At 68.0% G+C, this 25,686-nt stretch carries 21 protein-coding genes and 1 pseudogene; 13 read left to right on the forward strand and 9 right to left on the reverse strand.

Features of this window, described 5'->3' with window-relative positions:
• Window positions 1–141 precede the first annotated feature (141 nt).
• From guaB to ACZY1G_RS10830, 5 genes are all read left to right on the forward strand, one after another.
• Window positions 142–1,695, forward strand: a complete 1,554-nt coding sequence (gene guaB, locus ACZY1G_RS10810) for an IMP dehydrogenase (protein ID WP_463814865.1) — start codon at window positions 142–144, stop codon at window positions 1,693–1,695.
• A 42-nt stretch (window positions 1,696–1,737) separates the two neighbouring features.
• Window positions 1,738–2,865: a GuaB3 family IMP dehydrogenase-related protein gene (locus ACZY1G_RS10815; protein WP_463814866.1), complete on the forward strand. Its 1,128-nt coding sequence runs from the start codon at window positions 1,738–1,740 to the stop codon at window positions 2,863–2,865.
• 85 nt (window positions 2,866–2,950) lie between these two features.
• Window positions 2,951–4,717, forward strand: a complete 1,767-nt coding sequence (locus ACZY1G_RS10820) for a GMC family oxidoreductase N-terminal domain-containing protein (protein WP_463822359.1) — start codon at window positions 2,951–2,953, stop codon at window positions 4,715–4,717.
• Between the two features lie 29 nt (window positions 4,718–4,746).
• Entirely contained in the window at window positions 4,747–6,306 is a 1,560-nt protein-coding gene (gene guaA / locus ACZY1G_RS10825; RefSeq protein ID WP_463822360.1) for a glutamine-hydrolyzing GMP synthase, read from the forward strand.
• Window positions 6,307–6,342: 36 nt separating this feature from the next.
• A complete protein-coding gene (locus ACZY1G_RS10830; protein ID WP_463814259.1) occupies window positions 6,343–7,323 on the forward strand; it encodes an alpha/beta hydrolase in 981 nt (326 codons plus the stop codon).
• On the opposite strand, the gene ACZY1G_RS10835 is transcribed toward ACZY1G_RS10830, so the two are convergent.
• The 5 genes and pseudogenes from ACZY1G_RS10835 to ACZY1G_RS10855 form a co-directional block, all read right to left on the reverse strand.
• On the reverse strand, window positions 7,324–8,196 hold the full coding sequence (locus tag ACZY1G_RS10835; protein ID WP_463814260.1) for a MerR family transcriptional regulator: 873 nt from the start codon (window positions 8,194–8,196) through the stop codon (window positions 7,324–7,326). It abuts the gene before it with no gap.
• A 5-nt stretch (window positions 8,197–8,201) separates the two neighbouring features.
• Window positions 8,202–9,701 carry a flavin-containing monooxygenase gene (locus tag ACZY1G_RS10840; protein WP_463822361.1) on the reverse strand — a complete coding sequence of 500 codons (1,500 nt, stop codon included), beginning with the start codon at window positions 9,699–9,701 and terminating at the stop codon, window positions 8,202–8,204.
• Window positions 9,702–9,704: 3 nt separating this feature from the next.
• On the reverse strand, window positions 9,705–10,664 hold the full coding sequence (locus tag ACZY1G_RS10845) for a ferritin-like domain-containing protein (RefSeq protein WP_463814262.1): 960 nt from the start codon (window positions 10,662–10,664) through the stop codon (window positions 9,705–9,707).
• A 12-nt stretch (window positions 10,665–10,676) separates the two neighbouring features.
• Window positions 10,677–11,503 (reverse strand): annotated as a pseudogene (locus tag ACZY1G_RS10850) (SDR family NAD(P)-dependent oxidoreductase).
• Complete coding sequence (locus ACZY1G_RS10855) at window positions 11,504–12,514, reverse strand: alpha/beta hydrolase (protein WP_463814264.1); 1,011 nt, start codon at window positions 12,512–12,514, stop codon at window positions 11,504–11,506. It lies immediately after the preceding pseudogene.
• A gap of 155 nt (window positions 12,515–12,669) precedes the next feature.
• Between ACZY1G_RS10855 and ACZY1G_RS10860 the strand changes: the two genes are divergently transcribed.
• The 3 genes from ACZY1G_RS10860 to ACZY1G_RS10870 all read left to right on the forward strand — a co-directional run bounded on the left by ACZY1G_RS10860 (window position 12,670) and on the right by ACZY1G_RS10870 (window position 15,454).
• Complete coding sequence (locus ACZY1G_RS10860) at window positions 12,670–13,365, forward strand: hypothetical protein (RefSeq protein WP_463814266.1); 696 nt, start codon at window positions 12,670–12,672, stop codon at window positions 13,363–13,365.
• A gap of 45 nt (window positions 13,366–13,410) precedes the next feature.
• Window positions 13,411–14,952 carry a DNA polymerase Y family protein gene (locus ACZY1G_RS10865; protein WP_463814267.1) on the forward strand — a complete coding sequence of 514 codons (1,542 nt, stop codon included), beginning with the start codon at window positions 13,411–13,413 and terminating at the stop codon, window positions 14,950–14,952.
• Between the two features lie 79 nt (window positions 14,953–15,031).
• Window positions 15,032–15,454 carry an organic hydroperoxide resistance protein gene (locus ACZY1G_RS10870; protein ID WP_463814268.1) on the forward strand — a complete coding sequence of 141 codons (423 nt, stop codon included), beginning with the start codon at window positions 15,032–15,034 and terminating at the stop codon, window positions 15,452–15,454.
• On the opposite strand, the gene ACZY1G_RS10875 is transcribed toward ACZY1G_RS10870, so the two are convergent.
• The gene (locus ACZY1G_RS10875; protein WP_463822362.1) at window positions 15,441–16,475 is read right to left on the reverse strand and encodes a nucleoside hydrolase; all 1,035 of its coding nucleotides are present in this window, start codon (window positions 16,473–16,475) and stop codon (window positions 15,441–15,443) included. The genes ACZY1G_RS10870 and ACZY1G_RS10875 overlap by 14 nt on opposite strands.
• A complete protein-coding gene (locus ACZY1G_RS10880; protein ID WP_463814270.1) occupies window positions 16,472–18,460 on the reverse strand; it encodes an SDR family oxidoreductase in 1,989 nt (662 codons plus the stop codon). Before ACZY1G_RS10880 ends, ACZY1G_RS10875 begins: the two co-directional genes overlap by 4 nt.
• Before the next feature lie 87 nt (window positions 18,461–18,547).
• Between ACZY1G_RS10880 and ACZY1G_RS10885 the strand changes: the two genes are divergently transcribed.
• From ACZY1G_RS10885 to ACZY1G_RS10895, 3 genes are read left to right on the forward strand one after another with little or no spacing between them, the layout of a single operon-like run.
• Complete coding sequence (locus ACZY1G_RS10885; protein ID WP_463814271.1) at window positions 18,548–19,270, forward strand: GntR family transcriptional regulator; 723 nt, start codon at window positions 18,548–18,550, stop codon at window positions 19,268–19,270.
• Between the two features lie 53 nt (window positions 19,271–19,323).
• Window positions 19,324–20,880 (forward strand): NCS1 family nucleobase:cation symporter-1, encoded by a 1,557-nt coding sequence (locus ACZY1G_RS10890; RefSeq protein ID WP_463814272.1) that lies wholly within the window; start codon window positions 19,324–19,326, stop codon window positions 20,878–20,880.
• Window positions 20,877–21,593, forward strand: coding sequence for an aspartate/glutamate racemase family protein (locus ACZY1G_RS10895; RefSeq protein WP_463814273.1), 717 nt, complete (start codon window positions 20,877–20,879; stop codon window positions 21,591–21,593). Before ACZY1G_RS10890 ends, ACZY1G_RS10895 begins: the two co-directional genes overlap by 4 nt.
• Here the strand turns inward: ACZY1G_RS10895 and puuE are convergent.
• Window positions 21,575–22,480, reverse strand: a complete 906-nt coding sequence (gene puuE / locus ACZY1G_RS10900) for an allantoinase PuuE (protein ID WP_463814274.1) — start codon at window positions 22,478–22,480, stop codon at window positions 21,575–21,577. The two genes, ACZY1G_RS10895 and puuE, sit on opposite strands and share 19 nt — an antisense overlap.
• Window positions 22,477–23,439 (reverse strand): allantoicase, encoded by a 963-nt coding sequence (gene alc, locus ACZY1G_RS10905; RefSeq protein ID WP_463822363.1) that lies wholly within the window; start codon window positions 23,437–23,439, stop codon window positions 22,477–22,479. Before alc ends, puuE begins: the two co-directional genes overlap by 4 nt.
• 93 nt (window positions 23,440–23,532) lie before the next feature.
• On the opposite strand from alc, the gene ACZY1G_RS10910 reads away from it, so the two are divergent.
• Window positions 23,533–24,399 carry a MaoC/PaaZ C-terminal domain-containing protein gene (locus ACZY1G_RS10910; RefSeq protein ID WP_463822364.1) on the forward strand — a complete coding sequence of 289 codons (867 nt, stop codon included), beginning with the start codon at window positions 23,533–23,535 and terminating at the stop codon, window positions 24,397–24,399.
• A gap of 120 nt (window positions 24,400–24,519) precedes the next feature.
• Window positions 24,520–25,683, forward strand: a complete 1,164-nt coding sequence (locus ACZY1G_RS10915) for a diguanylate cyclase domain-containing protein (RefSeq protein ID WP_463822365.1) — start codon at window positions 24,520–24,522, stop codon at window positions 25,681–25,683.
• Window positions 25,684–25,686 lie beyond the last annotated feature (3 nt).

Genomic DNA, 25,686 nt, shown 5'->3' on the forward strand with positions numbered 1-25,686 from the left:
CCTGCGGGTATCGCGCCAGCACTCGCGCGGCACGTCATGGCGAACACAAATGACGTGCTTGATGCCGATAAGATGGGCTTTCAGGTCGCGTTCGTCTCCGGATCGAAGGGCCTGTCCCGTGTCTGGTTACTGGAGGCTCCCATGTCGATCGCCGAGAGCAGCATTCCCCTGGCCGTGCCGGTGCCCACCGGCGGCGATGATCCGACCAAGGTGGCCATGCTCGGCCTCACATTCGACGACGTCCTGCTGCTGCCCGCCGCCTCCGATGTGATTCCCGCCACAGCGGATACATCCAGCCAACTGACCCGCAAGATCCGGCTGAAGGTGCCGCTGGTCAGCTCGGCGATGGACACCGTGACGGAGTCGCGGATGGCGATCGCGATGGCCCGCGCCGGCGGCATGGGGGTGCTGCACCGCAATCTGCCCGCGGCCGAGCAGGCCTCCGCAGTGGAAACCGTCAAGCGGTCCGAGGCCGGCATGGTGACCGACCCCGTGACCTGCTCGCCGGACAACACGCTCGCCGAGGTCGACGCGATGTGCGCGCGGTTCCGCATCTCGGGTCTGCCCGTGGTCGACAACGCGGGCCAGCTCGTTGGCATCATCACCAACCGCGACATGCGCTTCGAGCTCGACCAGTCCAAGGCCGTTCGTGAGGTCATGACCAAGGCCCCGCTGATCACCGCGCAGGAAGGTGTCTCGGCCGAAGCCGCACTGGGCTTGTTGCGCCGCAACAAGATCGAGAAGCTGCCGATCGTCGACGGGAACGGCAAACTCACCGGTCTCATCACGGTGAAGGACTTCGTCAAGACCGAGCAGTTCCCGCTGGCCACCAAGGACAGCGACGGGCGGCTGCTGGTCGGCGCGGCGGTCGGCGTCGGCGACGACGCGTGGTCGCGCGCGATGACGCTGGCCGACGCCGGCGTGGACGTGCTGATCGTCGACACCGCGCACGCCCACAACCGCGGTGTTCTCGACATGGTGCACCGGCTCAAGGTCACCATCGGCGACCGCGTGGAGATCGTCGGCGGCAACGTCGCCACGCGTGCGGCGGCCGCGGCGCTGGTCGAAGCGGGTGCCGACGCGGTCAAGGTCGGCGTCGGACCGGGCTCGATCTGCACCACCCGCGTGGTCGCCGGGGTCGGCGCTCCGCAGATCACGGCAATTCTGGAAGCCGTCGCCGCCTGTGCGCCGCACGGTGTGCCCGTGATCGCCGACGGCGGGCTGCAGTACTCCGGTGACATCGCCAAGGCGCTGGCTGCGGGTGCGTCGACGGCCATGCTCGGCTCGCTGCTGGCCGGCACCGCCGAATCGCCCGGTGACCTGATCTTCGTCAACGGCAAGCAGTTCAAGAGTTACCGCGGCATGGGCTCGCTGGGAGCGATGCAGGGTCGCGGCGCGGGCGGCAATCTGCGCGGCTCCTTCTCCAAGGACCGCTACTTCCAGGACGACGTGCTGTCGGAGGACAAGCTGGTGCCCGAGGGCATCGAGGGCCGGGTGCCGTTCCGCGGACCGCTCTCGCAGGTCATCCACCAGCTCGTCGGCGGGCTGCGTGCGGCCATGGGGTACACCGGCTCGGCCACCATCGAGGCACTGCAGCAGGCGCAGTTCGTGCAGATCACCGCGGCTGGTCTCAAAGAGAGCCATCCCCACGACATCACGATGACGGTGGAAGCCCCCAACTACACCACCCGTTAGGGTCGTCGCGGGATCTACAGGGGAGTGGACAACATGCGAGACATGGTCGAGATCGGCATGGGCCGAACCGCGCGCCGTACCTACGAGCTCGGCGACATCAACATCGTGCCGTCACGGCGCACCCGATCGTCCAAGGACGTCTCGACCTCCTGGCAGCTCGATGCCTACCGGTTCGAGATCCCGGTGCTCGCCCACCCGACCGATGCTCTGGTGTCTCCGGAGTTCGCCATCGAACTCGGCCGCCTCGGCGGGCTGGGCATCCTCAACGGCGAGGGCCTGATCGGCCGTCACGCCGATGTCGAGGCGCGCATCGCCGAGGTCATCGAGGCGGCCTCCAAGGAACCCGATCCGTCGGTGTCGGTTCGGCTGCTGCAGCAATTGCACTCTGCACCAATCGATCTCGATCTGCTCGGAGCCGCGGTGGCGCGGATTCGGGAAGCCGGGGTCACCACCGCGGTGCGCGTGTCGCCGCAGAACGCGCAGGCGCTGACGCCGACGCTGGTGGCTGCCGGAATCGACCTCCTGGTCATCCAGGGCACCATCATCTCCGCGGAGAGAGTCGCTTCCGACGGGGAACCGCTGAACCTGAAGACGTTCATCTCCGAGCTCGACGTGCCGGTGGTCGCCGGCGGCGTGCTCGACCATCGCACCGCGCTGCATCTGATGCGGACGGGGGCGGCCGGCGTGATCGTCGGGTACGGCTCCACGGTCGGGGTGACGACGTCCGACGAGGTGCTCGGCATCAGCGTGCCGATGGCCACCGCGATCGCCGACGCCGCCGCCGCGCGGCGCGAGTATCTCGACGAGACGGGCGGCCGGTATGTGCATGTCCTCGCCGACGGCGACATCCACACCTCCGGTGAGTTGGCGAAGGCGATCGCCTGCGGCGCCGATGCCGTCGTGCTCGGCACCCCGCTCGCATCGGCGGCCGAGGCGCTCGGCGGTGGCTGGTTCTGGCCGGCCGCGGCCGCGCACCCGTCGCTGCCGCGCGGCGCCCTGCTGCAGGTGGCGACCGAGGAGCGTCCGTCGCTCGAGCAGGTGCTCGGTGGTCCGTCGGACGATCCGTTCGGCTCACTGAACCTGGTCGGAGGTCTGCGACGGTCGATGGCCAAGGCCGGGTACTGCGATCTCAAGGAGTTCCAGAAGGTCGGGTTGACCGTCGGTAACTGAGTCATGAGCGCCCGCCGAAGGAGAGCTTTACAAATTAGGGCAACCTGTCTAGAAACTACCGGTCAGTAAGTTCATAATGGACGCCATGGAACCTGACTACGACGTCGTGATCATCGGTTCGGGGTTCGGCGGCAGCGTCAGCGCGCTGCGACTCACCGAAAAGGGCTATCGGGTCCTGGTACTCGAGGCGGGCAAGCGCTACGAGGACCCTGACTTCGCCAAGACGTCGTGGAACCTGCGCCGGTTCCTGTGGGCGCCGAGGTTCGGCATGTTCGGCATCCAGCGCATCCACTTGCTGAACAACGTCATGATCCTGGCGGGTGCCGGCGTCGGTGGCGGCTCACTGAACTATGCCAACACGTTGTACGTGCCGCGTGAGCCGTTCTTCAACGATCCGCAATGGCGCGAGATCACCGACTGGCGTTCCGAGCTGTTGCCGCACTACGACCAGGCGCAGCGGATGCTGGGCGTCGTCACGAACCCGACCGTCACCGACGCCGACCGCATCATGCAGGAGGTCGCCGAGGACATGGGCTGCCGCGACACCTGGGTGCCTACGCCGGTGGGCGTCTTCTTCGGCCCCGACGGCGAGAAGGCCCCCGGCCAGCTCCTTCCCGATCCCTACTTCGGTGGCGCCGGCCCGGCGCGCACCGGCTGCATCGAGTGCGGATCGTGCATGACCGGCTGCCGCTTCGGCGCCAAGAACACGCTGGTGAAGAACTACCTCGCACTCGCAGAGCGGGCGGGCGCGCGCATCGAGCCGATGACCACGGTGACCGACTTCAGCGAGCGCCCCGACGGTACCTGGCAGGTCCGTACGGTCCGTACGGGGAGCTGGGTGCGTCGCACTCGCCGCACCTTCACCGCCAACCACGTCATCGTCGCCGCAGGCACGTACGGCACGCAGCGGCTGCTGTTCAAGATGCGCGACACCGGCCGGCTGCCGAAGCTCTCCCGCCGCCTCGGCGAGCTCACACGCACCAACTCCGAGTCGATCGTCGGGGCCGGGCGCTTGCAGGTGGCCGACGATTTGAACCTCACCCACGGCGTGGCGATCACCTCGTCGATCCACCCCACCTCCGACACCCACGTCGAACCCTGCCGGTACGGCAAGGGCTCCAATGCCATGGGGCTGCTGCAGACGCTGATGACCGACGGCTCCGGGCCGGAGGGCACTGATGTGCCGCGCTGGAAGCAGTTGGTGCGCACCGCTCGCGAGGATCCGAAGGGCACGCTGCGCCTGCTCAATCCTCGCCGGTGGAGCGAGCGCACGATGATCGCGCTCGTCATGCAGAACCTGGACAACTCGATCACCACGTTCACCAAGCGGACCCGCTTCGGTTTCCACCGCTACCTGAGCAAGCAGGGCCACGGCGAACCGAACCCGTCGTGGATTCCGGTCGGCAACGAGGTGACCCGCCGCATCGCCAAGAAGATCGACGGCGTCGCAGGCGGAACCTGGGGCGAGCTGTTCAACATCCCGCTCACCGCGCACTTCCTCGGCGGGGCGGTCATCGGCAACAGTCCCGAGCACGGAGTCATCGACCCCTACCATCGGGTGTGGAACTACCCCACGCTCTCGGTGGTCGACGGGTCGGCCATCTCGGCGAATCTCGGTGTCAATCCCTCGCTTTCGATCACCGCGCAGGCCGAGCGCGCCGCCTCGCTGTGGCCGAACAAGGGCGAGAAAGATCAGCGGCCCGCGCAGGGTGAGCCCTACCGTCAGCTGGATCCGATCGAGCCCTCCCACCCGGTGGTGCCCGCGGGCGCACCCGCCGCTCTGGACTGGGGGGTGTCGGCCGAGACGGTCAACCGGCGCGATCCCACCACAGCGGAAGCGCAGGGCGCCTGACGTCGGAGGCTCCCCACTAGACTGTGCGGGTGAATTCCGCTGCTCCCCGCCCGGTACTGGTGGTCGATTTCGGTGCCCAGTACGCCCAGCTGATCGCACGCCGGGTGCGCGAGGCGCGGGTGTTCTCAGAAGTCATCCCGCACACCGCGACCGTCGACGAGATCAAGGCCCGCAACCCGCGCGCGGTCGTGCTGTCCGGCGGCCCGGCCAGCGTGTACTCCGAGGGCGCGCCTCAACTCGACCCCGCGCTGTTCGACCTCGACATCCCGGTGTTCGGCATCTGTTACGGGTTCCAGGCGATGGCCCAGGCGCTCGGAGGCACCGTCGCGCACACCGGGACCAGTGAATTCGGCCGCACCGAGCTGAATGTGGTCGGCGGAGAACTGCATTCGGACCTGCCGGCCAGGCAGCCGGTCTGGATGAGCCACGGTGACGCGGTCACCGAGGCCCCGGCCGGGTTCGACGTGGTGGCCACCAGTTCCGGTGCACCGGTGGCGGCTTTCGAGAACCGGGCGCGCGGACTGGCGGGTGTGCAGTACCACCCGGAGGTCATGCACAGCCCGCACGGGCAGCAAGTCCTCAGCCGCTTCCTCCACGAGTTCGCCGGCATCGACGCGACGTGGACGCCGGCCAACATCGCCGACGCCCTCGTCGAGCAGGTGCGCACCCAGATCGGAGACGGGCGCGCGATCTGCGGGCTGTCCGGCGGCGTGGATTCCGCGGTCGCCGCGGCACTGGTCCAGCGCGCCATCGGTGACCGGCTGACGTGCGTGTTCGTCGACCACGGTCTGCTGCGCGCCGGGGAGCGCGCCCAGGTGCAGCGGGACTTCGTCGCCGCCACCGGTGCGAATCTCGTCACCGTCGACGTGGCCGACCGCTTCCTCGAGGCGCTGTCGGGGGTCACGAACCCGGAAGGCAAGCGCAAGATCATCGGGCGCGAGTTCATCCGGGCGTTCGAAGGTGCAGTGCGGGATGCGTTGGGAGCGGCCGAAGGTGATGTCGAGTTCCTGGTCCAGGGCACGCTGTACCCCGACGTCGTGGAATCGGGCGGCGGCACCGGCACCGCGAACATCAAGAGCCACCACAACGTCGGCGGCCTTCCCGGTGATCTGAAGTTCACACTCGTCGAACCACTGCGGCTGCTGTTCAAGGACGAGGTCCGAGCAGTCGGCCGCGAACTCGGGCTGCCCGAGGAGATCGTTGCGCGCCAACCCTTTCCGGGGCCAGGGCTGGGCATCCGGATCGTCGGCGAGGTCACCGCGGACCGGCTCGACACGCTGCGTCGCGCCGATGCCATCGCCCGCGAGGAGCTGACCTCGGCAGGCCTGGATCACCAGATCTGGCAATGCCCGGTGGTGTTGCTGGCCGACGTGCGGTCGGTGGGCGTCCAGGGCGACGGCCGCACCTACGGGCACCCGATCGTGCTGCGGCCGGTGTCGAGCGAGGACGCGATGACCGCGGATTGGACCCGCGTGCCCTACGAGGTGCTGGAGCGGATTTCGACGCGCATCACCAATGAGGTGCGCGAAGTGAACCGTGTTGTGATGGACATCACAAGCAAGCCGCCGGGGACGATTGAATGGGAGTGACGTCACTTTTGACGCAAATAAGGTAAGAATTCCGTCATGATCAAGCAGACGCGCGGGGGCGCGATCGTTGCTGTATTCGTCGTTTCGCTCATATCCGTGTTCGGGATGTCCATCCCGGCGCAGGCGCAGCCCGAGGGCGCGCACATCACCGGCATCGAGAAGATCAACGACCGCTGGGACAAGGTCTCGGTGTTCTCCCCATCGATGAACAAGGTCGTCGTCAATGACGTGTTCAAGTCGGCCAAGACGGGGGCGCCCACCTTCTATCTGCTGCCCGGTATCGACGGCGGCGACGACCTCGACGGGCCGCGCGCTCCTGGCACCAAGAGCTGGTTCGGGATGACCGACATCCAGGGCTTTTTCGCGGACAAGAACGTCAACGTGGTGTCCCCGCTGGGTGGTCCGTTCAGCTGGTACACCGACTGGGTCGCCGACCCGAGCAAGCAGTACCAGACCTACATGACCAAAGAGCTGCCGCCGCTGATCAACGCCCAGTACAAAGCCAACGGTAAGAACGCGGTCGGCGGCCTGTCCAGCACCGGCGGCACCGCGGTCGACTACGCCATCCAGGTCCCGGGCCTGTACAAGGCCGTCGGCTCGTACAGCGGCTTCCTGACTCCGGCTGACAACGCCCAGCAGGTCGCGCTGACATTGGGCAGCGGCGGAGCCAACGCGGATGCCATGTGGGGTCCGCAGGGTGGACCGCTGTGGGTGGCCCACGATCCGTCCAAGAACGTCACCAAGCTGGCCGGCACCGCGGTCTATGTCGGCGCGTCAGGCTCGGGCAACGTCGGTTCGGTCGACCGGCTGCCAGAAGGCTTCGGCCCGAACATCACCGGCGGATTCATCGAGCGGATCGTCGCCGACAGCACGCGGGTCTTCGCCGACGCGGCCAACGCCGCGGGCATCCCCGTGACCTACGTCGTGCGGCCCGACGGCTCCCACACCTGGGGTCTGTTCGAGTCGGAGATGCAGGAGTCCTGGAACACGACGATCGGCCCGGCACTCGGCGCCTGATCAACTGCCGGGCGCGCTCTTCTCGATCAGATCGGCGAGCATCGTCGCGACCGTGGTCTCGACTGCCGACTCGATCGAAAAGCCCAGTGTCGCACTGACAGCGCTCACCGCCTGGGTGCGGAACCGTACCAGGGTGGTGATGAGTTCGGCGACCGTGACGTCATCGGGCATCGCGGCGCCCGGGTTGATCTTGTCGACGACCTCGTCGAGACCGGCCTGCACCAGGATCGCGCTGATCTGATCGAGCAGCGGTCTCACCTGCTCGTGGATGTCGATGAGTCTGTCGTATGTCACGCCGTAGCGGTGGATCTCGGTGAAGGCCTCGACCAGCGTCGGCCGCACCACCGTGGCCTGCTCGCCGTCGACACGGATGATGTCGAGGGCGACCATGCGATCGAACGCCGCGTCGTCGCCGATGGTGTCGCGGGCTTCGGACAGCCCCATGCGCCGAGGTTTCTCGGTGGCCCAGCTGCCCGCGATCGCCGACTCCAACCCGAGCATGTCCCCGACGTCCTTGCCCTGCTCCCAGGCAGAGAGCATCTCGTTGACGTGGGTGAGGTTGTAGCCGCGGTCGAGCAGCGACGTGATCAGCCGCAGCCTGGTGAGGTGGGTGTCGTTGAACAGCGCGATGCGGCCGACCCTCAGTGGCGGGTGCAGCAGACCGCGGTCCCGGTAGACGCGGACGTTGCGGGTCGTCGTGCCGCCCAGTCGCGCCAGTTCGTCGATGCGGTACTCACCGGATTCAGCGACACCGTGCGGCTGCACAGCAGCGTCGAACAGTTGGGACACCGCGGCTTCGACGACGTCCCGCGAACCGCGACGGATCCGCCGCAGAATCGTCGGAATCGGTCCGCCGGACTTCGGCTGGGACATCACATTCAGGCAGTGGAGGACACGGCGCGTGCCCGCGCGCCGTGTGCCACCGCGGCATAGTCGTCGAACCGGAATTGGCGCATCTGTCGAAGATACTGTGTCGCCAGTCCGGGATACATCGACGCGTTGAAGCCGTCGGCGGTCAGATACCAGCTGCGGCAACCCGACATCCACGTCGTCGCGGCCAGCCGCTGCTGGATTCCGGCGTTGTACCGGCGCTGCACATCGGCGCGGACGTCGAGGTACAGCAGATTCTCCGCAAGGATCGTCGTGATGCCCGCCACCGCGTAGTCGATCTGCCCTTCGATGTAGACCAGCAGCGAGTTGTGACCAGGCCCGGAGTTGGGGCCGGTCATCAGGAACAGGTTCGGATAGCCGTGCACGCTGGCGCTCTTGTGTGCCTCGGCGTGTTCCGCCCAGTCCTGCTGCAGCGAGCGGCCTCCCAGCCCGGTGACGGGGAACGGCGGACCGGACAGGTGCACGTCGTAACCGGTGGCGAACACGATCGCGTCGAGATGGTGCTCGATCCCGTCGGCGGTGCGGATACCGGCGGGGCTCAACGTGGCGATCGGCCAGTCGATGAGTTTGCAGTTCTCCCGTTGCAGAGCGGTGTAGTAGTCGTTGGAGATCAGCATCCGTTTGCACCCCGGGGTGAAGTCGGGGGTGAGCTGGCGGCGCAGCCACGCATCCTTGACGCGCAGACGCAGATGAGCCCGGCCCAACGCCGACACCAGCCCGGTCAGCGGGGTGTTCCACACCAGAGCGGCCGCACAGGCCTCGTGCCCCCAGAACAACGCCTGACGGGTGAGCTCCTGTGCCGCAGGAACTTTGGCGAACAGCTGCTGGACTGCGTCAGGGATGCCGACGTCGGGCCGGGGAAGCACCCAGCCTGGGGTGCGCTGGAACACCTTGACGAACGCTGCGTCCTTGACCAGTTCGGGAACGATCTGCACGGCGCTGGCGCCGGTGCCAATCACACCGATCCTCTTGCCGGTGACGTCGAAATCGTGATCCCACGAAGCGCTGTGGATCGTGGTGCCCGTGTACGTATCGATTCCCCGGATGTCGGGAAGGCGATGATCGGCCAGCGGTCCGGAGGCCAGCACGACCGTGCGGGCGCGGATCTTCCTGCGCCCGTTGACCGTTGCCGTCCACACTCCGGTGTCCCCGGCGAAGCTCAGGCCGGTGACCTCGGTGCCGAATCGGATCAGCCGGCGCAGTCCGTGGTGCTCGGTGAGATCCTCGATGTGTTTCCGGATCTCGCCGCCGGAGGGGTACATGCGCGACCACGCCGGATTACGGGCGAACGAGAACGAATACAGCATCGTCGGGATGTCGCAGGCCACTCCGGGATAGGTGTTGTCCCGCCAGGTCCCGCCGACGTCGTCGGCACGTTCGACGATCACGACGTCCTCGACGCCTGCCTGCCGGAGCTTGATGGCCGCCCCCAGACCGGTGAATCCGGCCCCGACGATCAGTGTGTCGTGTACGCGCGTCTCGGCCATGGATCAGGCCGCCGGTTCGTGGGTGAGCTCTTTGAACCAGGACGGGATGGGTCGCAGCAGCATCTTGGGGTAGTAGTCGGACGCCCACACCATGGGGTTGGCGAGCCAGTGGTAGGGGTTGCGCGGATTGATGACGGCGCGGCCGTGGTACTTGAGCAGCTGATACGTCGGTACCCGCCAGGTCTTCTCGCCGCGCTCACCCAGCGTCTGGAAGCGCTTCATGGCGTTGTAGAGCTTCTCGGGCTGCAGGCCCATGTCGATGATGTTGTTGCGCATCCGGTTGAGCAGCGGGACGTACAGCATCATGCCCATGATCAGGCCGGGGGAGGCGACGTTGCCGACGAACTGCACGAGCAGATGGCGCAGATCGCCATGGCCGATCATGTCGAGCACTGCGAAATCGACGGCGATGTGCCGGGATTCGTCGTTGTTGATCTTCTCGAACACCTGGTGGCAGACCGGATCCTGCACCTCTTCGAGCAGGAACTTCAGGAGCGCACCGTCGAGGGCCACCTCGAGCATCGGGATGACGGTGCCCAGGATCGACAGCGACATGTCGTCGGAGTACGCGTCGAGCCACTCGATGGCCAGCCGGATGTTGACGTTCGGTTCCGGCATCTCAAACTCCGGTTCTCCCGTCGCTTCGCTCGCCCTGGCATCGAGCATGCCCCACCGCTTCATCAGCGCCAGCTCGGCGTTGGCGTGCCGCTGCTCCTCGGCGTGGAAGTACCGGTAGATCTCGGCGATGGTCGGGGTGGGGGCTTTCTTGGCCAACGCGGCGAACCCGCGGGCTCCGACGTTCTCGATCCAGCAGAGGTCGGCCATGAAGGCCTTGAGCTTCGGCCGCATCTCGTCGGTGATCGTCTCGGCGCCCGGTGCGTCCCAGTCGATGTCGGCCAGTGCCCACTGCCGGTCCTTGATCTTGGCCAGCATGGCGTCCATGTCCATCGTGGCTTGTGCCATCGGTGTCTCCTCTCAGGTGGTGACGCGGGTGATCAGGCCGGCGGCGCGGGTGTACACCGTCGGGGTGAAGCGCTTGATGCCCCAGCCGATCCGGGCTTCAGGCTGCGGCATGCAGTACAGGCCACCGCAGTCGAGGGTGTCCAGACACATGCGCGCGACGCGGTCGGGGGAGAAGCCGATCCAGCGCATCAGGTTGTCGGCGAGATGGGTGGAGCGGTCGGAGATCCGGCCAGAGCTGACGATATTGGTCTTGACGAAGGTGGGACACAGCGCCGTCACGGTGACACCGGTGCCGGCGAGTTCGGCAGACAGCGCTCCGACAGTGACAGCGTGCCCGCCTTGCTGACGTTGTAAGCCGCCATCCCGGGCGCCGCACCGAAAGCGGCTGCGGAGGCGACGTTCACGATGCCGGCGGGACGGCTGGCGTCGCGCAGGATCGGGGCGAACACGTGGCAGCCGTGGATCGGACCCCATAGGTTGACACCGAGCACCCACCTCCAGTCGGCGAGATCGATCTCCCCGATCGGAGCACCACCGGAACCCACACCGGCGTTGTTGATGACGATCGTGGGGGCGTCACCGAAGAACGTGTGCGCTGCCTCGGCGAGCCGGTACACGTCGTCGACGTCGGTGACGTCGCATCGAACTGCCGAGGCCTCGGTTCCGTTGCTGCGCAATGTGTCCGCAGTGGCCGTGGCGGCGTCGAGGTCGATGTCGCTGCACAGGACCCGGCCGCCGCGGCGGGCCAGCTCGACGGCGAATGCGGCGCCGATACCGCTGCCCGCGCCGGTGATGACCGCATCGGCGCGGTGGGTGCGTTTGGTGCCGAATATGCCCATCTAGCCGGCCTGCTCGACGGTGGCCGACTCGGTGGTGAGGACGTCGGCGACGAAGCCGGCCACATCACGCATCGCGGGCACCGCTTCGGGGGTGAGCCGCGGAAGAGCTTGGAATACGTGGACCTGGTCAGGCCAGATCTGGAGGTGTGCCTCACCGCCGGCGGCCCGCAGGCCATCGGCGAGGGCGATCGCGTCGGCGGTGAGCATTTCGGCTCCGCCGACCTGAATCAACGTCGGGGGCAGCGTGCGTCCTCCGGCGATGTCGAGTGCCAGCCGGGGGTGCGTGGATTCGATTCCACGGCAATATAACTCGACCAGTCGTGCGGCGTGCCTCGAGCGCATGGCGGGGTCGGGGCGGGTGTTTTCCCGCGAGCGGGCGAGTGCGAACGTGAGATCCAGCAGCGGGGACATCAACACCATGCCCGCGGGATGACGGACGTCGGGCTGCAACAGCAGGTCGACGCTGAGATGGCCGCCGGCCGAATCGCCGGCGATCACAGTGCGTTCGGGGTCGATGCCGCAGGAATCGATCAGCCATTCCCAGCCTCGGCGGACGTCGTCTGCGGCGGTGGGGAATCGATGCCGCGGCGCCAACCGGTAGTCGATGCTGAAGACGCCGATGCCGGTGCGGCGGGACAACCAGGACACCAACCGCCGGTGGGTGCGGGTCGAGCAGAGCGCGAAACCGCTGCCGTGGACGTAGTAGATCGCCCGGGTGGTGTCACGGGGAACGCCTCGGCCCCACACCCATTCGCCGACCACGCGCCCGCCGTCGGGGGTGCGGACGTCGACGGGTTCTGTCCGGGTCCCGGTCAGTGAGGGTCCGAGGGTGTCCATCAGCCCGGCGATGATCTGGCGGGAGGTCCACAGTCCCCACGGCTGATCGGGCGGAAGGACGAGGCCCAGCTGGCGAAGGGTCAGGCCGGCGAGTGCGGCGGCGCCACGGGAGCGGGGGGATCCGCGGTGGGTTCCGCTGTGGGTGAGTTCGGCGGTGACGTCTCCGGGGGGCACGGATGGATACAACAACCAATGCTGACATTTGTCAATGACACTATTGCTCGATGGCAGGGTTGATTGGTTGACGATGTCGGTGGGCGGGTGTTTACTGGCGGAGTCGAACAAACATTCGAACACAGGGTGAGGCGGATGATATGCACGGTGCAGTTGTGACAGGGGTGAAGGCGGTGAATCGGTCCCCTGTCACCCGTGCTGAGCAGCTGGAACAGCTCCGCAAGCAGATGGCGTCGGTGTCGGGAAAAGTGGGGCCCAGTCGCCGGCCCGAACCCGTGACGGCGGCCCCGACGGAGGCCTCGCAGCCCACGGATTATTTGCTGGAGCTGTCCGATCTGGGCTCGCTGCCACGAGGAACCGTGGCGGTGGTGTCAGGGGCGCGGTCGCTGGAGTTGAAGATCATCGCCGCCGTGACTGCCGAGGGTGGCCATGTCGCGATCATCGGCCAGCCGGACGTGGGTCTGCTCGCGGCGGTGGAGATGGGGGCGGATCTGAGCCGGATCGCCGTGATCCCGGAGCCGGGGGCGGACCCGGTCGAGGTGGCCGCGGTCCTGATGGACGGGATGGATCTGGTGGTTCTCGGCCTGGGCGGTCGGTCGGTGCCGCCGTCCCGGGCCAGGGCGGTGGTGGCTCGTGCGCGCCAGCGGGGGTGCACGCTGCTCGTCACCGATGGCACCTGGGAGGGTGCTTCCGCTCGGTTGGAGGCCGCGGTCAGCGGTTTCGACTTCGCCGGTCCGGGGGGTGAGGCGCCTGTCCCGGGCTGCGGGCGGATCAGTCGGGTCCGCCTGGCGATGCGAGCCCGGGGTCGGCTGGCCGGACCTGGGGCGCTCACCCATGTGGTGAACGGTTAGGTGGCCGCCTCCAGATCATCGGGCAGGGTGCTGGCGCTCTGGTGCATGGACTGGCCAGCGGTCGCCGCCGCGGCGGCGGCTGGTCTCCCGCCCACCGTGCCGGTCGCGGTCACGCTCGCCAACCGGGTGGTGGCGTGCTCGGCCGCCGCCCGCGCCGCGGGGGTGCGGCGCGGGATACGGCGACGGGAATCCCAGGCGCGGTGCCCGGACCTGCATGTCGTCACCGCCGACCCGGCGCGTGACGCTCGGCATTTCGAACGGGTGACCGCGGCGGTCGATGATCTCGTGCCCCGGGCGGAGGTGTTGCGGCCTGGTCTGCTGGCGCTGTCGGTGCGCGGGGCCGCCCGGTACTTCGGCTCGGAGCAGGTGACGGCCGAACAGCTGGTCGACACGGTGGCCGCGGTAGGCGCCGAGTGCCAGGTCGGCATCGCCGACCAGTTGCCCACCGCCGTCTTCGCCGCCAGAGCGGGCCGGATCGTCGATCCGGGAACGGATGCGGAGTTCCTGTCGGGGTTGTCCGTCAAGGCGCTGGCCTCCGAACCCAGCCTGGCCTCCGGGACGCGCGCCGAGCTGGTGGACCTGTTGTGGCGCATGGGTATTCGGACTGTCGGACAGTTTGCCGAGGTGTCCCGCAGTGATGTGGCCTCGAGGTTCGGGGCTGATGCGGTGGTCGCCCATCAGCTGGCGCGCGGCGAGCCCGGCCGGGGCCCTTCGGGGCGCGACCCCGATCAGGAACTCGACGTCGAGATGGCCTGCGATCCGCCCATCGAGCGGGTGGACGCGGCCGCCTTCGCCGGGCGGGCGCTCGCGGGGCGGCTGCACCGCAGCCTCGAGGCTGCGGGGGTGGGCTGCACCCGGCTGGCCATCCATGCGGTGACCGCCACCGGTAGCGAACTCGAACGCGTCTGGCGGTGCGCCGAGCCTCTCACCGAGGAGGCCACCGCCGACCGGGTGCGGTGGCAGCTCGACGGATGGCTGAACCGCCGGCGGGCAGATGAGCGCCCGGGTGCGCCGATCACGATGCTGCGACTGCGGCCGGTGGAGGTGGTCTCGGCCGAGGCGCTGCAGCTTCCGCTGTGGGGTGGAATCGGAGAGGAGGACCGGCTCCGTGCGCGGCGGGCGCTGGTGCGGGTCCAGGGGTTGCTCGGTCCCGACGCGGTGAAGGTTCCGATCCTCAGTGGCGGACGAGGCCCCGCCGAACGGATCACCCTGACCCCACTCGGCGACGAACTCGTCCCCCGCGCCGATCCCCGACAGCCGTGGCCGGGGCAGCTTCCCGAGCCGTCACCGTCGGTGCTGCTCGACGATCCGGTGGACGTGCTCGACGAGCAGGGCAACCCGGTGCGGGTCACCGCGCGGGGATTGTTCTCCACCGATCCGGCCCGGCTCACCGCGCCCGGCCGGTCCGGTCGGCTGTCCTGGTGGACCGGACCGTGGCCCGTCGACGAACGGTGGTGGGACACCGCGGGAGCAGGACCTGGGCGCACCGCGCGCGCCCAGGTCCTGCTCGATGGCGGGGACCGGCAGGAGGCGCTGCTTCTCTGCTATCGGCAGCGACGGTGGTACCTCGAAGGGAGATATGAATAACGCCACATCGATTGCGCACAACTCAATTGCGTCCTATGGTTCAAGTCGGAACGCCGGTTCACGATCGAAAGGACGACGCATGAAGACGCTCTACACCGCAGAGGCTCTCGCCACCGGGGAGGGCCGCGACGGCCACGGCCGGTCCTCCGACGGCCGGCTCGACTTCGATCTGGCCATCCCGAAGGAGATGGGCGGTAGCGGCAACGGCACCAACCCCGAGCAGCTCTTCGCCGTCGGCTACGCAGCGTGCTTCCACTCGGCGCTGCGCCTCGTCGGCCGACAGGACAAGGTCGACGTCTCGGATTCGGCTGTGGGCGCGCGGGTGTCGATCGGTCAACTCGACAACGGCGGATTCGGCCTGGCCGTGGAACTCGAGGTCACCCTGCCCAACGTCGACGCCGAGACCGCCCGCCAGGTGACCGAGAAGGCCCATCAGGTGTGCCCGTACTCCAACGCCACTCGCGGCAACATCGACGTGAAGCTCACCGTCACCGACGACTGAGCGCGCGGGCGAACGCGCCCACCCGGTCGATGAAGTGATCGAAGAACGCCGCCGGGTCGACCTCGACGCCGATGAGAGCGTTGGGTCCTCGACCCCAATGGCCGCTCCAGTCGGCGATCGTCATTCCGCGCGTCAGCGTCCCGGTGAGTTCGACGTCGACGGGGGCGGGGCGGTAGGTGACCAGGTCGGGATCGAGTGCCACTGCCGCGGCCAGTGGGTCGTGGAGGTGGGCCAGGTAGCCCTCGCCCTGATCGTGATGGAACTCGAAGTAGAACCGCATGGCGTCTTCGAGTACCCGGATCACGGGGTTGTCGGCCGTCGAGGTCGTGCCGCGCGGATCGTGCGCCGACATCGGCGGTGACGGTGCGCCGGCGGCCTCGGCGAGCCGGCTCAACAATTCCGGGGTCATCGCGATGTTCTCGGTGACGTTGAGTCCCAACACGATCGGTAGGTGTTCCGCACCGCGACAGGCTGCGAACACCTCAGCCGCTGACTCCGGGTCCACGCTCGTGTTCCATTCCGCCACGGGAGTGGTGTTCCCGCGGTAGTCGAACGAGCCCCCCATGATCACCAGCCGGCGCAGCAGTCGCGGCAGCTCGGGTTCGGCGCGTATCGCCAACGCGAGATTGGTCAACGGGCCGGTGGCCAATCCGATCAGCTCGCCCGGATGTGCGTGCGCGGTGCGCACCCAGGCCTGTGCGGCGTCGTGGTCGGTGACGCTTGCCGTGGCCTTCGGAAGCGAGGCATACCCCAGCCCCTGCGGCCCGTGCGTGTCTTCGGCGGTACGCAGCGGAATCACCAACGGCGTCTCCGCGCCCCTGGACACCGGGACCCCCGTCACACCGCACAGTTCGAGCAGGCCGAGATTGTTCTCGCACACCTGCTGCACACCGACGTTGCCCGCGGTCGACGCGATGCCCACCACCTCGGCCTGCGGACTGCCGAACAGGTACACCAACGCCATCGCGTCGTCGACCCCGGTGTCGACGTCGCAGAACACCGGCAGTCGCGGCTCGTTCACCAGTGCACGCCGGGCACCAGCCGCACCGCCTGCTTGACCGGCCGCGGCACCCGCACCGCCGGTACGGTGCGCCGCGGGCGCCGGGACGCGCGGACCGGGGTCGGTCGCTGCTCGGTGACACCGCGGGCCGCCGGCGAATCGGGATATCCCAGATACAGCTGGTGCAGGACTCGCCGCGACAACCGAGGGGTGAAGTAGTGGCCGATGTCCGACAGTGTGCCGACGGGGGTGTCGATGCGCGGCGGCTTGTCGACCAACCCGCGGATGACCATGGCGGCCGCGTGTTCGGCGGTGATCGGAGGCATCGGGTTGAGCCTACGCGACGGTGCGATCATCGGTGTGGACACCAGCGGCATGTGGATGTTGGTGAACGTGATGTGGTCCGAAAGAGTCTCGGTGCCAACGACTTCGGAGAAGGCATCGAGCGCGGCCTTGCTGGGGATGTAGGCGCTGTACTTCGGGCTGCTCGCCTGGACCCCGGCGCTGGAGACGTTCACGACGTGACCGAACTGCCGCTCACGCCAATGGGGGAGCAGGGCGAGCACCATCCGCACCGGCCCGAAGTAGTTGACCGCCATCACCCGCTCGTAGTCGTGCAACCGGTCCGTCGACGCGATCACCGACCGCCGGATCGACCGCCCGGCATTGTTCACCAGATAGTCGACATGCCCGAACTTCTCGAGAATGGCGGCGACGGTCTGCTCGACGTCTGCTGAGTCGGTGACGTCGCAGCGGAACGCGTGGGCCGCTCCGCCGGCGGCGCGGATCTCGGCGATCACCTCGTCGAGCGCGTCGGCGTTGCGCGCCAACGCGAACACGGTGGCTCCCCGGGCGGCCACCGCGATCGCCGAGGCTCGTCCGATTCCGCTCGAGGCGCCGGTGATGACGACATGGCGTCCGACCAACGGGTCGTCGCGCCGCACTCGGTTCGGATCCAGATGCTCTGCCCAGTAGCGCCAGAGCTGAGGCGCGTAGTCGGCGAACTCGGGCACGGTGATTCCGGTGCCGCGCAACGCGTCCTCGGTGTGAGTGCGCGTGAACGTCGGTTCCAACTCGACCACGTCCAGGACCTCCGCGGGCAGACCGAACTGGGTCGCGGCCATGTCTCGTAACACCTTTGCGCGACCGCGGGCGTGCAGGAACGGGCCTGCCACGCTTCGCGGCAGCGACCCCACCAGTGTGGGCAGGCCGGCCGCGGGCGCGACCCCCCGGTAGATGCCGCGCAGCCCGGTCGTCGTCGGAGCGGTGAGGTGGAACGTCTGCCCGTCACGGCCGTCGACATGGCTGAGCGCCGTGATCGCGTCCACCACGTAGTCGACGGGCACGAGGTTGGTCCGACCCGCGGCGGGCAGCATCATCGGGGTGAAGCGGGGTAGCGCGGCCAGGGCGGCCAGGATCGGGAAGAAGTAGTAGGGCCCGTCGACCTTGTCCATCTCACCGGTGCGCGAATCGCCCACCACGACCGCGGGACGATAGATGCGGTAACGCAGCCCCGAAGCGGACCGGACCAGCAGTTCGGCCTCGAACTTGGTCTGGTGATAGGGCGTCGGCAGGTGCTGCCCGACATCGAGGTCGGCCTCGGTGAACTCGCCGCGGAACGTCCCGGCGACAGCGATCGAGGAGACATGGTGCAGCGTCGCGTCGAGGCGGCGCGCCAGCCCGATGACCGACCGGGTGCCCTCCACGTTGGCGGCCCGCTGCTGGTCCTCGGGGGCGGTGAGGTCGTACAGCGCGGCGCAGTGCATGACGTGGTCGACCTGCCCGAGTGTGGTGAGCTGTTGGTCGTCGAGGCCCAGCGCGGGTGCTGTCAGGTCGCCCACCAGCGGTGACACGCGCTCGTCCCAGCCTGCGGCCAATGCGGAGAAGCTGTTCAGCGACTGTCGGCGCACCAGCACGTGCACTGCCTCGGTGCCCGGGCGGACCAGCAGCCGGTCCACGAGATGACGCCCCAAGAACCCGGTACCGCCGGTAACGACATAGCGCATGCGGGACATGCTCGCCTGCGGGTGGGGAAACGTCAACACCCCGTGCGCGGTAGCACAGACGAAACATTGGCCGCCTACTGTTCTGGCATGTCGTCGCGTCGACGGTCGGCCCTGCTCGACAAGCTCGTCGTCGACCAGCCCGGCCGCCCCCAGCACGCGATCCTCGACGAGCTGCGCCGGGTCATCCTCTACTGCGCGGTGCCGCCCGGCAGTCCCATTCCGCTGGCCGAGGTCGCAGACCTGTTCGGTGTCAGTCAGATCCCGGTGCGCGAAGCGCTCAAGACGTTGATCGGCGAGGGACTGGTGTCGCACCGCAGCAACGCCGGATACGCGGTCGCGCAGCTCACCCGCCAGGAGCTGCGCGAAATGTACATCGTGCGAGAGACTTTGGAGTCGGCGTCGCTGGCGGCCGCCATCGCCAACGCCACCGACGCCGACCGCGCCGCCATCACGGCCGCCAACGACGTGCTGCACGACGCACTGCGCGCCGACGATCCGGCGGCCTACCACCGGCAGAGCCGCGAATTCCATCTCGCGCTCGCCCGGCCGTCGCGAATGTACCGCCTGCTCCACATGCTCGAATCCGCCTGGAACGTCACCGAACCCGTGCAGTCGATGGTGCACGTGCGCGCCGCGGACCGTGCCGACCTCCACGCCGACCACTGCCAGATGGTGAGCGCCTTCCTCGCAGGCGACGTGGAAGAACTACTCACCGCATCCGAGACGCACTCTCAGCGACTGAATGCGCTCATCGCGACGCTCCCGGTGGACACCGGCCTGCTCGCGGTGGATATATCTTCCCCGCAATAACGGAGTGTTTTCGCTGAAACACTGGCGCAATACGCCCTGGTTACCGTCCGCGCATGACCGAGATCGACACTCCGCAGACCGCCAAGCGTCTTCCGCCCAGCGCGGTCGTCGGCGCAGGTGACATCGTCGAAGCATCCGGTCACCCCGTCGGGGGTGGCGTCATCAAGCCCGGCTACGACCCGCGGCTGACAAACGAGGACCTGGCGCCGCTGGGTAAGCAGACGTGGACGTCGTACAACATCTTCGCGTTCTGGATGTCCGACGTGCACAGCGTCGGCGGATACGTCACCGCCGGCAGCCTGTTCGCGCTCGGGCTGGCCAGCTGGCAGGTGCTCGTCGCGCTGCTGATCGGCATCGTGATCGTCTACGTGTTCTGCAACCTCGTGGCCAAGCCGAGCCAGGCCACCGGTGTCCCGTACCCGGTGATCTGCCGCAGTGTGTTCGGCGTGCTCGGCGCCAACATCCCGGCGATCATCCGCGGTCTCATCGCGGTGGCCTGGTACGGCATCCAGACCTATCTGGCCTCTGCTGCGTTGGATGTCGTTCTGCTCAAGCTCTTTCCCGGTCTCGCCCCGTACGCCGACGTCGACACGCACGGCTTCCTCGGGTTGCCGCTGCTGGGGTGGGGCAGCTTCATCGTCCTCTGGATTCTGCAGGCGTGCGTGTTCTGGCGGGGCATGGAGGCCATCCGCCGGTTCATCGACTTCTGCGGTCCGGCCGTGTATGTCGTGATGTTCATCCTGTGCGGTTACCTGATCTACAAGGCGGGCTGGGGAGCGATCGACCTCAACCTCGGTGACGTCAAGTACACGGGCCTGGATTCGGTGCCGGTCATGCTAGGCGCGATCGCCCTTGTCGTCTCCTACTTCTCGGGGCCGATGCTCAACTTCGGTGACTTCTCCCGCTACGGCAAGTCTTTCGACGCGGTCAAGCGCGGTAACTTCCTCGGGCTGCCGGTGAACTTCCTGCTGTTCTCGCTGCTGGTTGTCGTGACCGCGTCGCTGACCGTGCCAGTGTTCGGGGAACTGATCACCGACCCCGTCGCCACCGTCGCCCGGATCGACTCGACGTTCGCGATCGTTTTGGGCGCGTTGACATTCACCATCGCGACGATCGGCATCAACATCGTCGCCAACTTCATCTCCCCGGCCTTCGACTTCTCCAACGTCAGCCCGCAGCGGATCAGCTGGCGTGCCGGCGGCATGATCGCCGCGGTGGGATCGGTCCTGATCACCCCGTGGAATCTGTACAACAATCCCGAGGTCATCCACTACACGCTCGAGACGCTCGGTGCGTTCATCGGCCCGCTGTTCGGTGTGCTCATCGCCCACTACTACCTGGTGCACAAGCAAGTTGTGGTGATCGACGATATGTTCACCCTCGACGAGAGCGGAAAGTACTGGTACACCAAGGGATACAATCCTGCTGCGGTCATCGCGACCGTCGTGGCCGCCGTGGTGGCCGTGGTTCCCGTCCTGCTGGGCGGCTCGGTGGCCGGCATGTACACCGCCGCGCAGTACAGCTGGTTCATCGGGTGTGGAATCGGCTTCGGGCTCTACTACCTGTTGGCCACCCGGACCGCCAAGTTCGCCGTCGAACCGATCGCGTGACGCTGATCTGGGTGATCAACCCGAACACGACCGAGGCGATGACCGATGCGATCGCGCGCAATGCCCGCGCGGTCGTCGCCCCCGGGACCACGGTCGTCGGCATCACCCCGCTCTCGGGACCGCCGTCCATCGAGTCGCATTACGACGAGGCGATGAGCGTGCCGGGGCTGTTGGCCGCGATCAAGCGGGGCGAAGACGAGGGCGTCGACGGTTACGTGATCGCCTGCTTCGGTGATCCCGGACTCGAGGCGGCCAGGGAGGTCGCCGACGGGCCCGTGATCGGCATCGCCGAGGCCGCCATGCACACCGCGAGCCACCTGGGCCGGGGCTTCAGCGTCGTGACCACGCTGGCGCGCACCATGGGTCGGGCCACCGATCTCGCCGAACACTATGGCATGCAACGATTCTGTCGAGGCATCCATGCCTGCGCGCTGCCGGTGCTCGACCTCGACAGCAATCCCGACGCGGTGAAGATCGTCACCGAGGCGTGTCGGCGGGCGGTGGAGGACGACGACTCCGATGTCGTCGTGCTCGGCTGCGCAGGCATGGCCGACATGTGCGCGCCGATCTCCGCCGAACTCGGCGTGCCGGTGGTCGACGGTGTCACCGCGGCGACGTTGACCGTGCAATCGCTGATCGCGATGGGGCTGCGCACCTCGACGCGCGGCGAGTTCGCGCCGCCGCCGGACAAGGTCTACCGCACGGGCGGGTGAACCCGCCGCCAGTGTTCGGCGATCTCGATGCGCCGAGCCAACCACACCTTGTCGTGGGACAGCACGTGATCGAGGAACCGCTCCACGGATCGGCTGCGCGCCGGCCTGCCTGCGAGCCGGCAATGCAGCCCCACCGAGAGCATCTTGGGCCGGCCGGCGAGCCCCTCGGTATAAAGCACGTCGAACGCGTCCCGCAGGTGCGCGAAGAACTCCTCACCGTTGGAAAACCCTGCGGGAGAGGCAAATCGCATGTCATTGGTGTCCAGGGTGTAGGGCACCACCAGGTGGTCTGCGCCGTGCACCCGCACCCAGTAGGGCAGGTCGTCGGCGTAGGAGTCGGAGTCGTAGACGAACCCGCCGTGCTCGACGACGAGTTCGCGGGTGTGGGGCGAGTCGCGCCCGGTGTACCACCCCAGCGGCGCTGCCCCGGTCAGCTCACGCAGGAGCTGCACGGCCTCGGCCATGTGCCTGCGCTCGACGTCGGTGGGAATCCGTTGATAGGACAGCCATCTCAGGCCGTGGCAGGCGATCTCGTGGCCCAGCTCGGTGAACGCCGCGACGGCGTCCGGGTTGCGCTGCATGGCGCGTGCGACCGCGAAGACCGTCAACGGGACTCCGCGGCGCGAGAACACGTCGAGCAGCCGCCACAGCCCCGCGCGGGAACCGTACTCGTAGAGCGACTCCATGCTCATGTGCCGGTCGGGGAACGCCTCGGCGGGCGTCATCTCCGACAGGAAGGTCTCCGAGGCCGCATCGCCGTCGAGCACCGAGTTCTCTGAGCCCTCTTCGTAATTGAGGACGAACTGGACGGCGATCGCCGCGCCGCCGGGCCACTGCGGGTCGGGCGGGGTGCGGCCGTAGCCGACCATGTCCCGCGGGTAGGTCATGCTAGGCGGCCGAACAGGCGTAGACGCGCCATCCCGCCGTCGGGGTAGATGTCGAGGCGAGCCTCGGTCACCACGGCGTCCGACTCGACGGCGAAGCGGTGCCGCGCATCGGGAAGAAGCTCTGTGCGGGGCAGCAATTCGACCCAGGTGCCGTCGGCGGTGAGCCCCGTCAGGCGGGCCGCGCCGGGGCTGTTGCCGACGAAGTAGCTGGTGTCCACCTCGGCCATGCCGATCACGCCGGGGCCGGCCAACCGCAGGTGCACCCAGTCGTTGCCGTCGTCGCGCCGCCGCGCTGTCTCCCACCCGTCGCCCATCACCGAGGCGACCCCGGGAAAGATCAGGTTCTGCGGCGAACTGTAGAACCGATTCGAACAGTTGAGCACCAGCCCGCCGTTCTCCAGCGCCGCGAGGTCGAGGCCGGGCACGTCGGCGTACCGGGGGTCCGGGCGGCCCTCCCCGTGCACGCGGAAGCGCGCCACCCCGCCGTCGGGATAGATGCTCAACCGGGCGTGCGTCCACCGCTTCGACGAGGACACCTCGAAGGTGTTGCGGGTGTCGCCGTACACCTTGGCGCGCTCCACGATCGTCGTCCAGTCGGTGGCGGCCGCCAACGTCTCCGCGGTCGGGTAGCCGTCGATCTCGACGGCCTCGACCGAGACCTCCGGCGGGTAGTTGCCGGTGAAAAACGCCGTGTCGACCACGACGCCGCGGATCACCCCGGGCACCCCGAGACGAACGATCGCCTCGTCATGGCCGGGCTCGCGCCGGCGTCGGGTCTCCCAGCCGTCGTAGATCTGCCCCTTGTGCCCGAACGTGGCGGGGCGATAGGAGGCAGGGCCCGGGTTGATCAAGTTCTCCTTCTCGGCGAACGTGTCATCGTTGGCCCAGACCACTGCGCCACCGAGAGTGCGCAGAGCGAGGTCGGGCAACCACGTGAAGTCCGGTTCTGCGTCGGCCATCGGATCATCGTCACAGAAGACGCGTCCGGTGGCGCGTCGAGGGCAGGCCGGAAGGCTTGCCAAGCCGTACCGCCATGGCATAGGGAATGATTCATGCCCATCGATCCGAACGCCGTTGGCGTCACCACCCCGCCTCAGACCTTCCGCTGGAAGGACCGCGACACGCTGCTCTACGCGCTCGGCGTCGGAGCGGGCACCGCGGACCTGGCGTTCACCACCGAGAACAGCCACGACATCGCCCAACAGGTGCTCCCCACCTACGCGGTGATCGCGTGCTCGCCGTTCGCCGCGGCCGGGGCCATCGGATCATTCGACTTCTCCAAGCTGCTGCACGGCTCGCAGAGCGTCCGCCTGTTCGCACCGCTGCCTGCCGCCGGCGAGCTCAGCGTCGTCAACGAGGTCGCCGACATCCAGGACAAAGGTGAGGGCAAGAACGCCATCGTCATGCTCAAGGCAACCGGCAGTGATCCGGCCACCGGCGCCGCGGTCGCCGAGACGTTGACCACGCTGGTGATCCGCGGTGCGGGCGGCTTCGGCGGTCAGCCAGGAACGCGGCCCGCCGCGGAGGAGATTCCCACTCGCGACCCCGACGCGACGGTCGCTCTGCCCACCCGGGAAGACCAGGCGCTGCTGTACCGGCTCTCCGGCGACCGCAACCCCCTCCACAGCGATCCGTGGTTTGCTGGATTGGCAGGTTTCCCGAAACCGATCCTGCACGGACTGTGCACCTACGGCGTTGCCGGACGCGCGCTCGTCGCGGAGCTCGGGGCGGGGGATGCCACCCGCGTCACGGCGATCTCGGCCCGCTTCACCTCTCCGGTGTTCCCGGGCGAAACGCTGACGACGTCGATCTGGCGGTCGGGACCCGGGCGCGCGGTCTTCCGGACCGAGGCGGCCGGCCCGGACGGATCCAACGCGAGGCTCGTTCTCGAGGACGGCGAGGCGGAGTTCGTCGACTGACGCGGTCTCGGCACCCCGTCGCATTCATTAGGGTGGGCAAGTATTTGCTGCGCTGGTAATCTTCGCCTGTGGGTGGGGGGTGTGACCGGAGCCGCAGAACAACTCGACGAGGGTGGGCGCATGCTTGACCGTTTGCGAGGTTCGCGGCTCGGCGCAGTCGGTGCTGCGCTGTGGGGTTCTGACCACTTCTACTGGTTTACTGCGATCCTCGCGGCCCGGGGTATGCAGACCGCCACCTGCCGGCTGGTCGCCCTGTGTATCGCCTGTCTCGGCGTGCTGCCACTCGGGCTGCTCGCCAGCCCCGCAGGCCCCCAGACGCCGGCGGGGCGTATCGCCACCGTGGTCATCGCGGTCTTCTGCTTCGCCCTGTCGACGCTGTGGCTGCGGGCGCACTGGCCGTCACGGGCGCAGTCGCTGCTCTGCGTGCTGGTCGCCTCGGTGGCCATCGGGGTATCGGTCCTGATCCAGACAAACCCCGTGGTCGGTCTGACCGGGGCGGCCAACTACGCGGTGCTGACGGCGTTCGTGGTCAGCTTCCACACGCCGCGCCTGCTGGCGGTGGTCTGGTCGATGGGGGCGGTGACGCTCGGTGTGCTGATCATCGGTGTCGCGGTCGGCGACCCCGCGCTGGCCATATGTGCGGCCGGAATCATCGTGTTGCTCAACGTGTTCGTCGCGTTCGCGTGCCGGGCGATGCTCGCGCTGATCCAACCCGAGACCCACCACGGCGACATCGAGCAACTGACCGGGCTGTTGCACCGCGATGCGTTCTATCACGCGGTCGCGACACTGCTCGCCTCGCGCAGCCGCAGCGACGACAGATACCTGGTCGTGGTCGCGGTGAACATCGACAGCTTCTCGCTGCTGCTGGGTTTGAGCGGGGCCAGCGGCGGCAACCGTGCCCGCGTCTCGGTCGGGCAGGCCCTGCGCGAGACCGTGCGGCACAACGCGATCGTCGCGCATGTCTCCGACCACGACTTCCTGATCGCCGACACGTTCACCACCGCCGACGCCTCGCCATTGGTCGAGCGGATTCGCGGTGCGATCTCCGCGACACCGCAGCGGCTCACCGCCAGCATCGGGGTGGTGTGCACGCCGCTGCCGCCGTTGGCCGCCGAGCCGCCCGACGACGTGCTCGACAAGCTGATCGCCATAGCCAACCAGGCGATCGAGCAAGCCCGCATGGCAGGCGGCAACCAGGTTCGCTACGTGTTGCGGCCGACTCTGGACGAAGACCCCGACGGTGACGACGAGCCGCAGCCCGGCAACGGCAGGATCGCCTGACGC

Source organism: Mycobacterium sp. IDUB_5 (assembly GCF_055419565.1).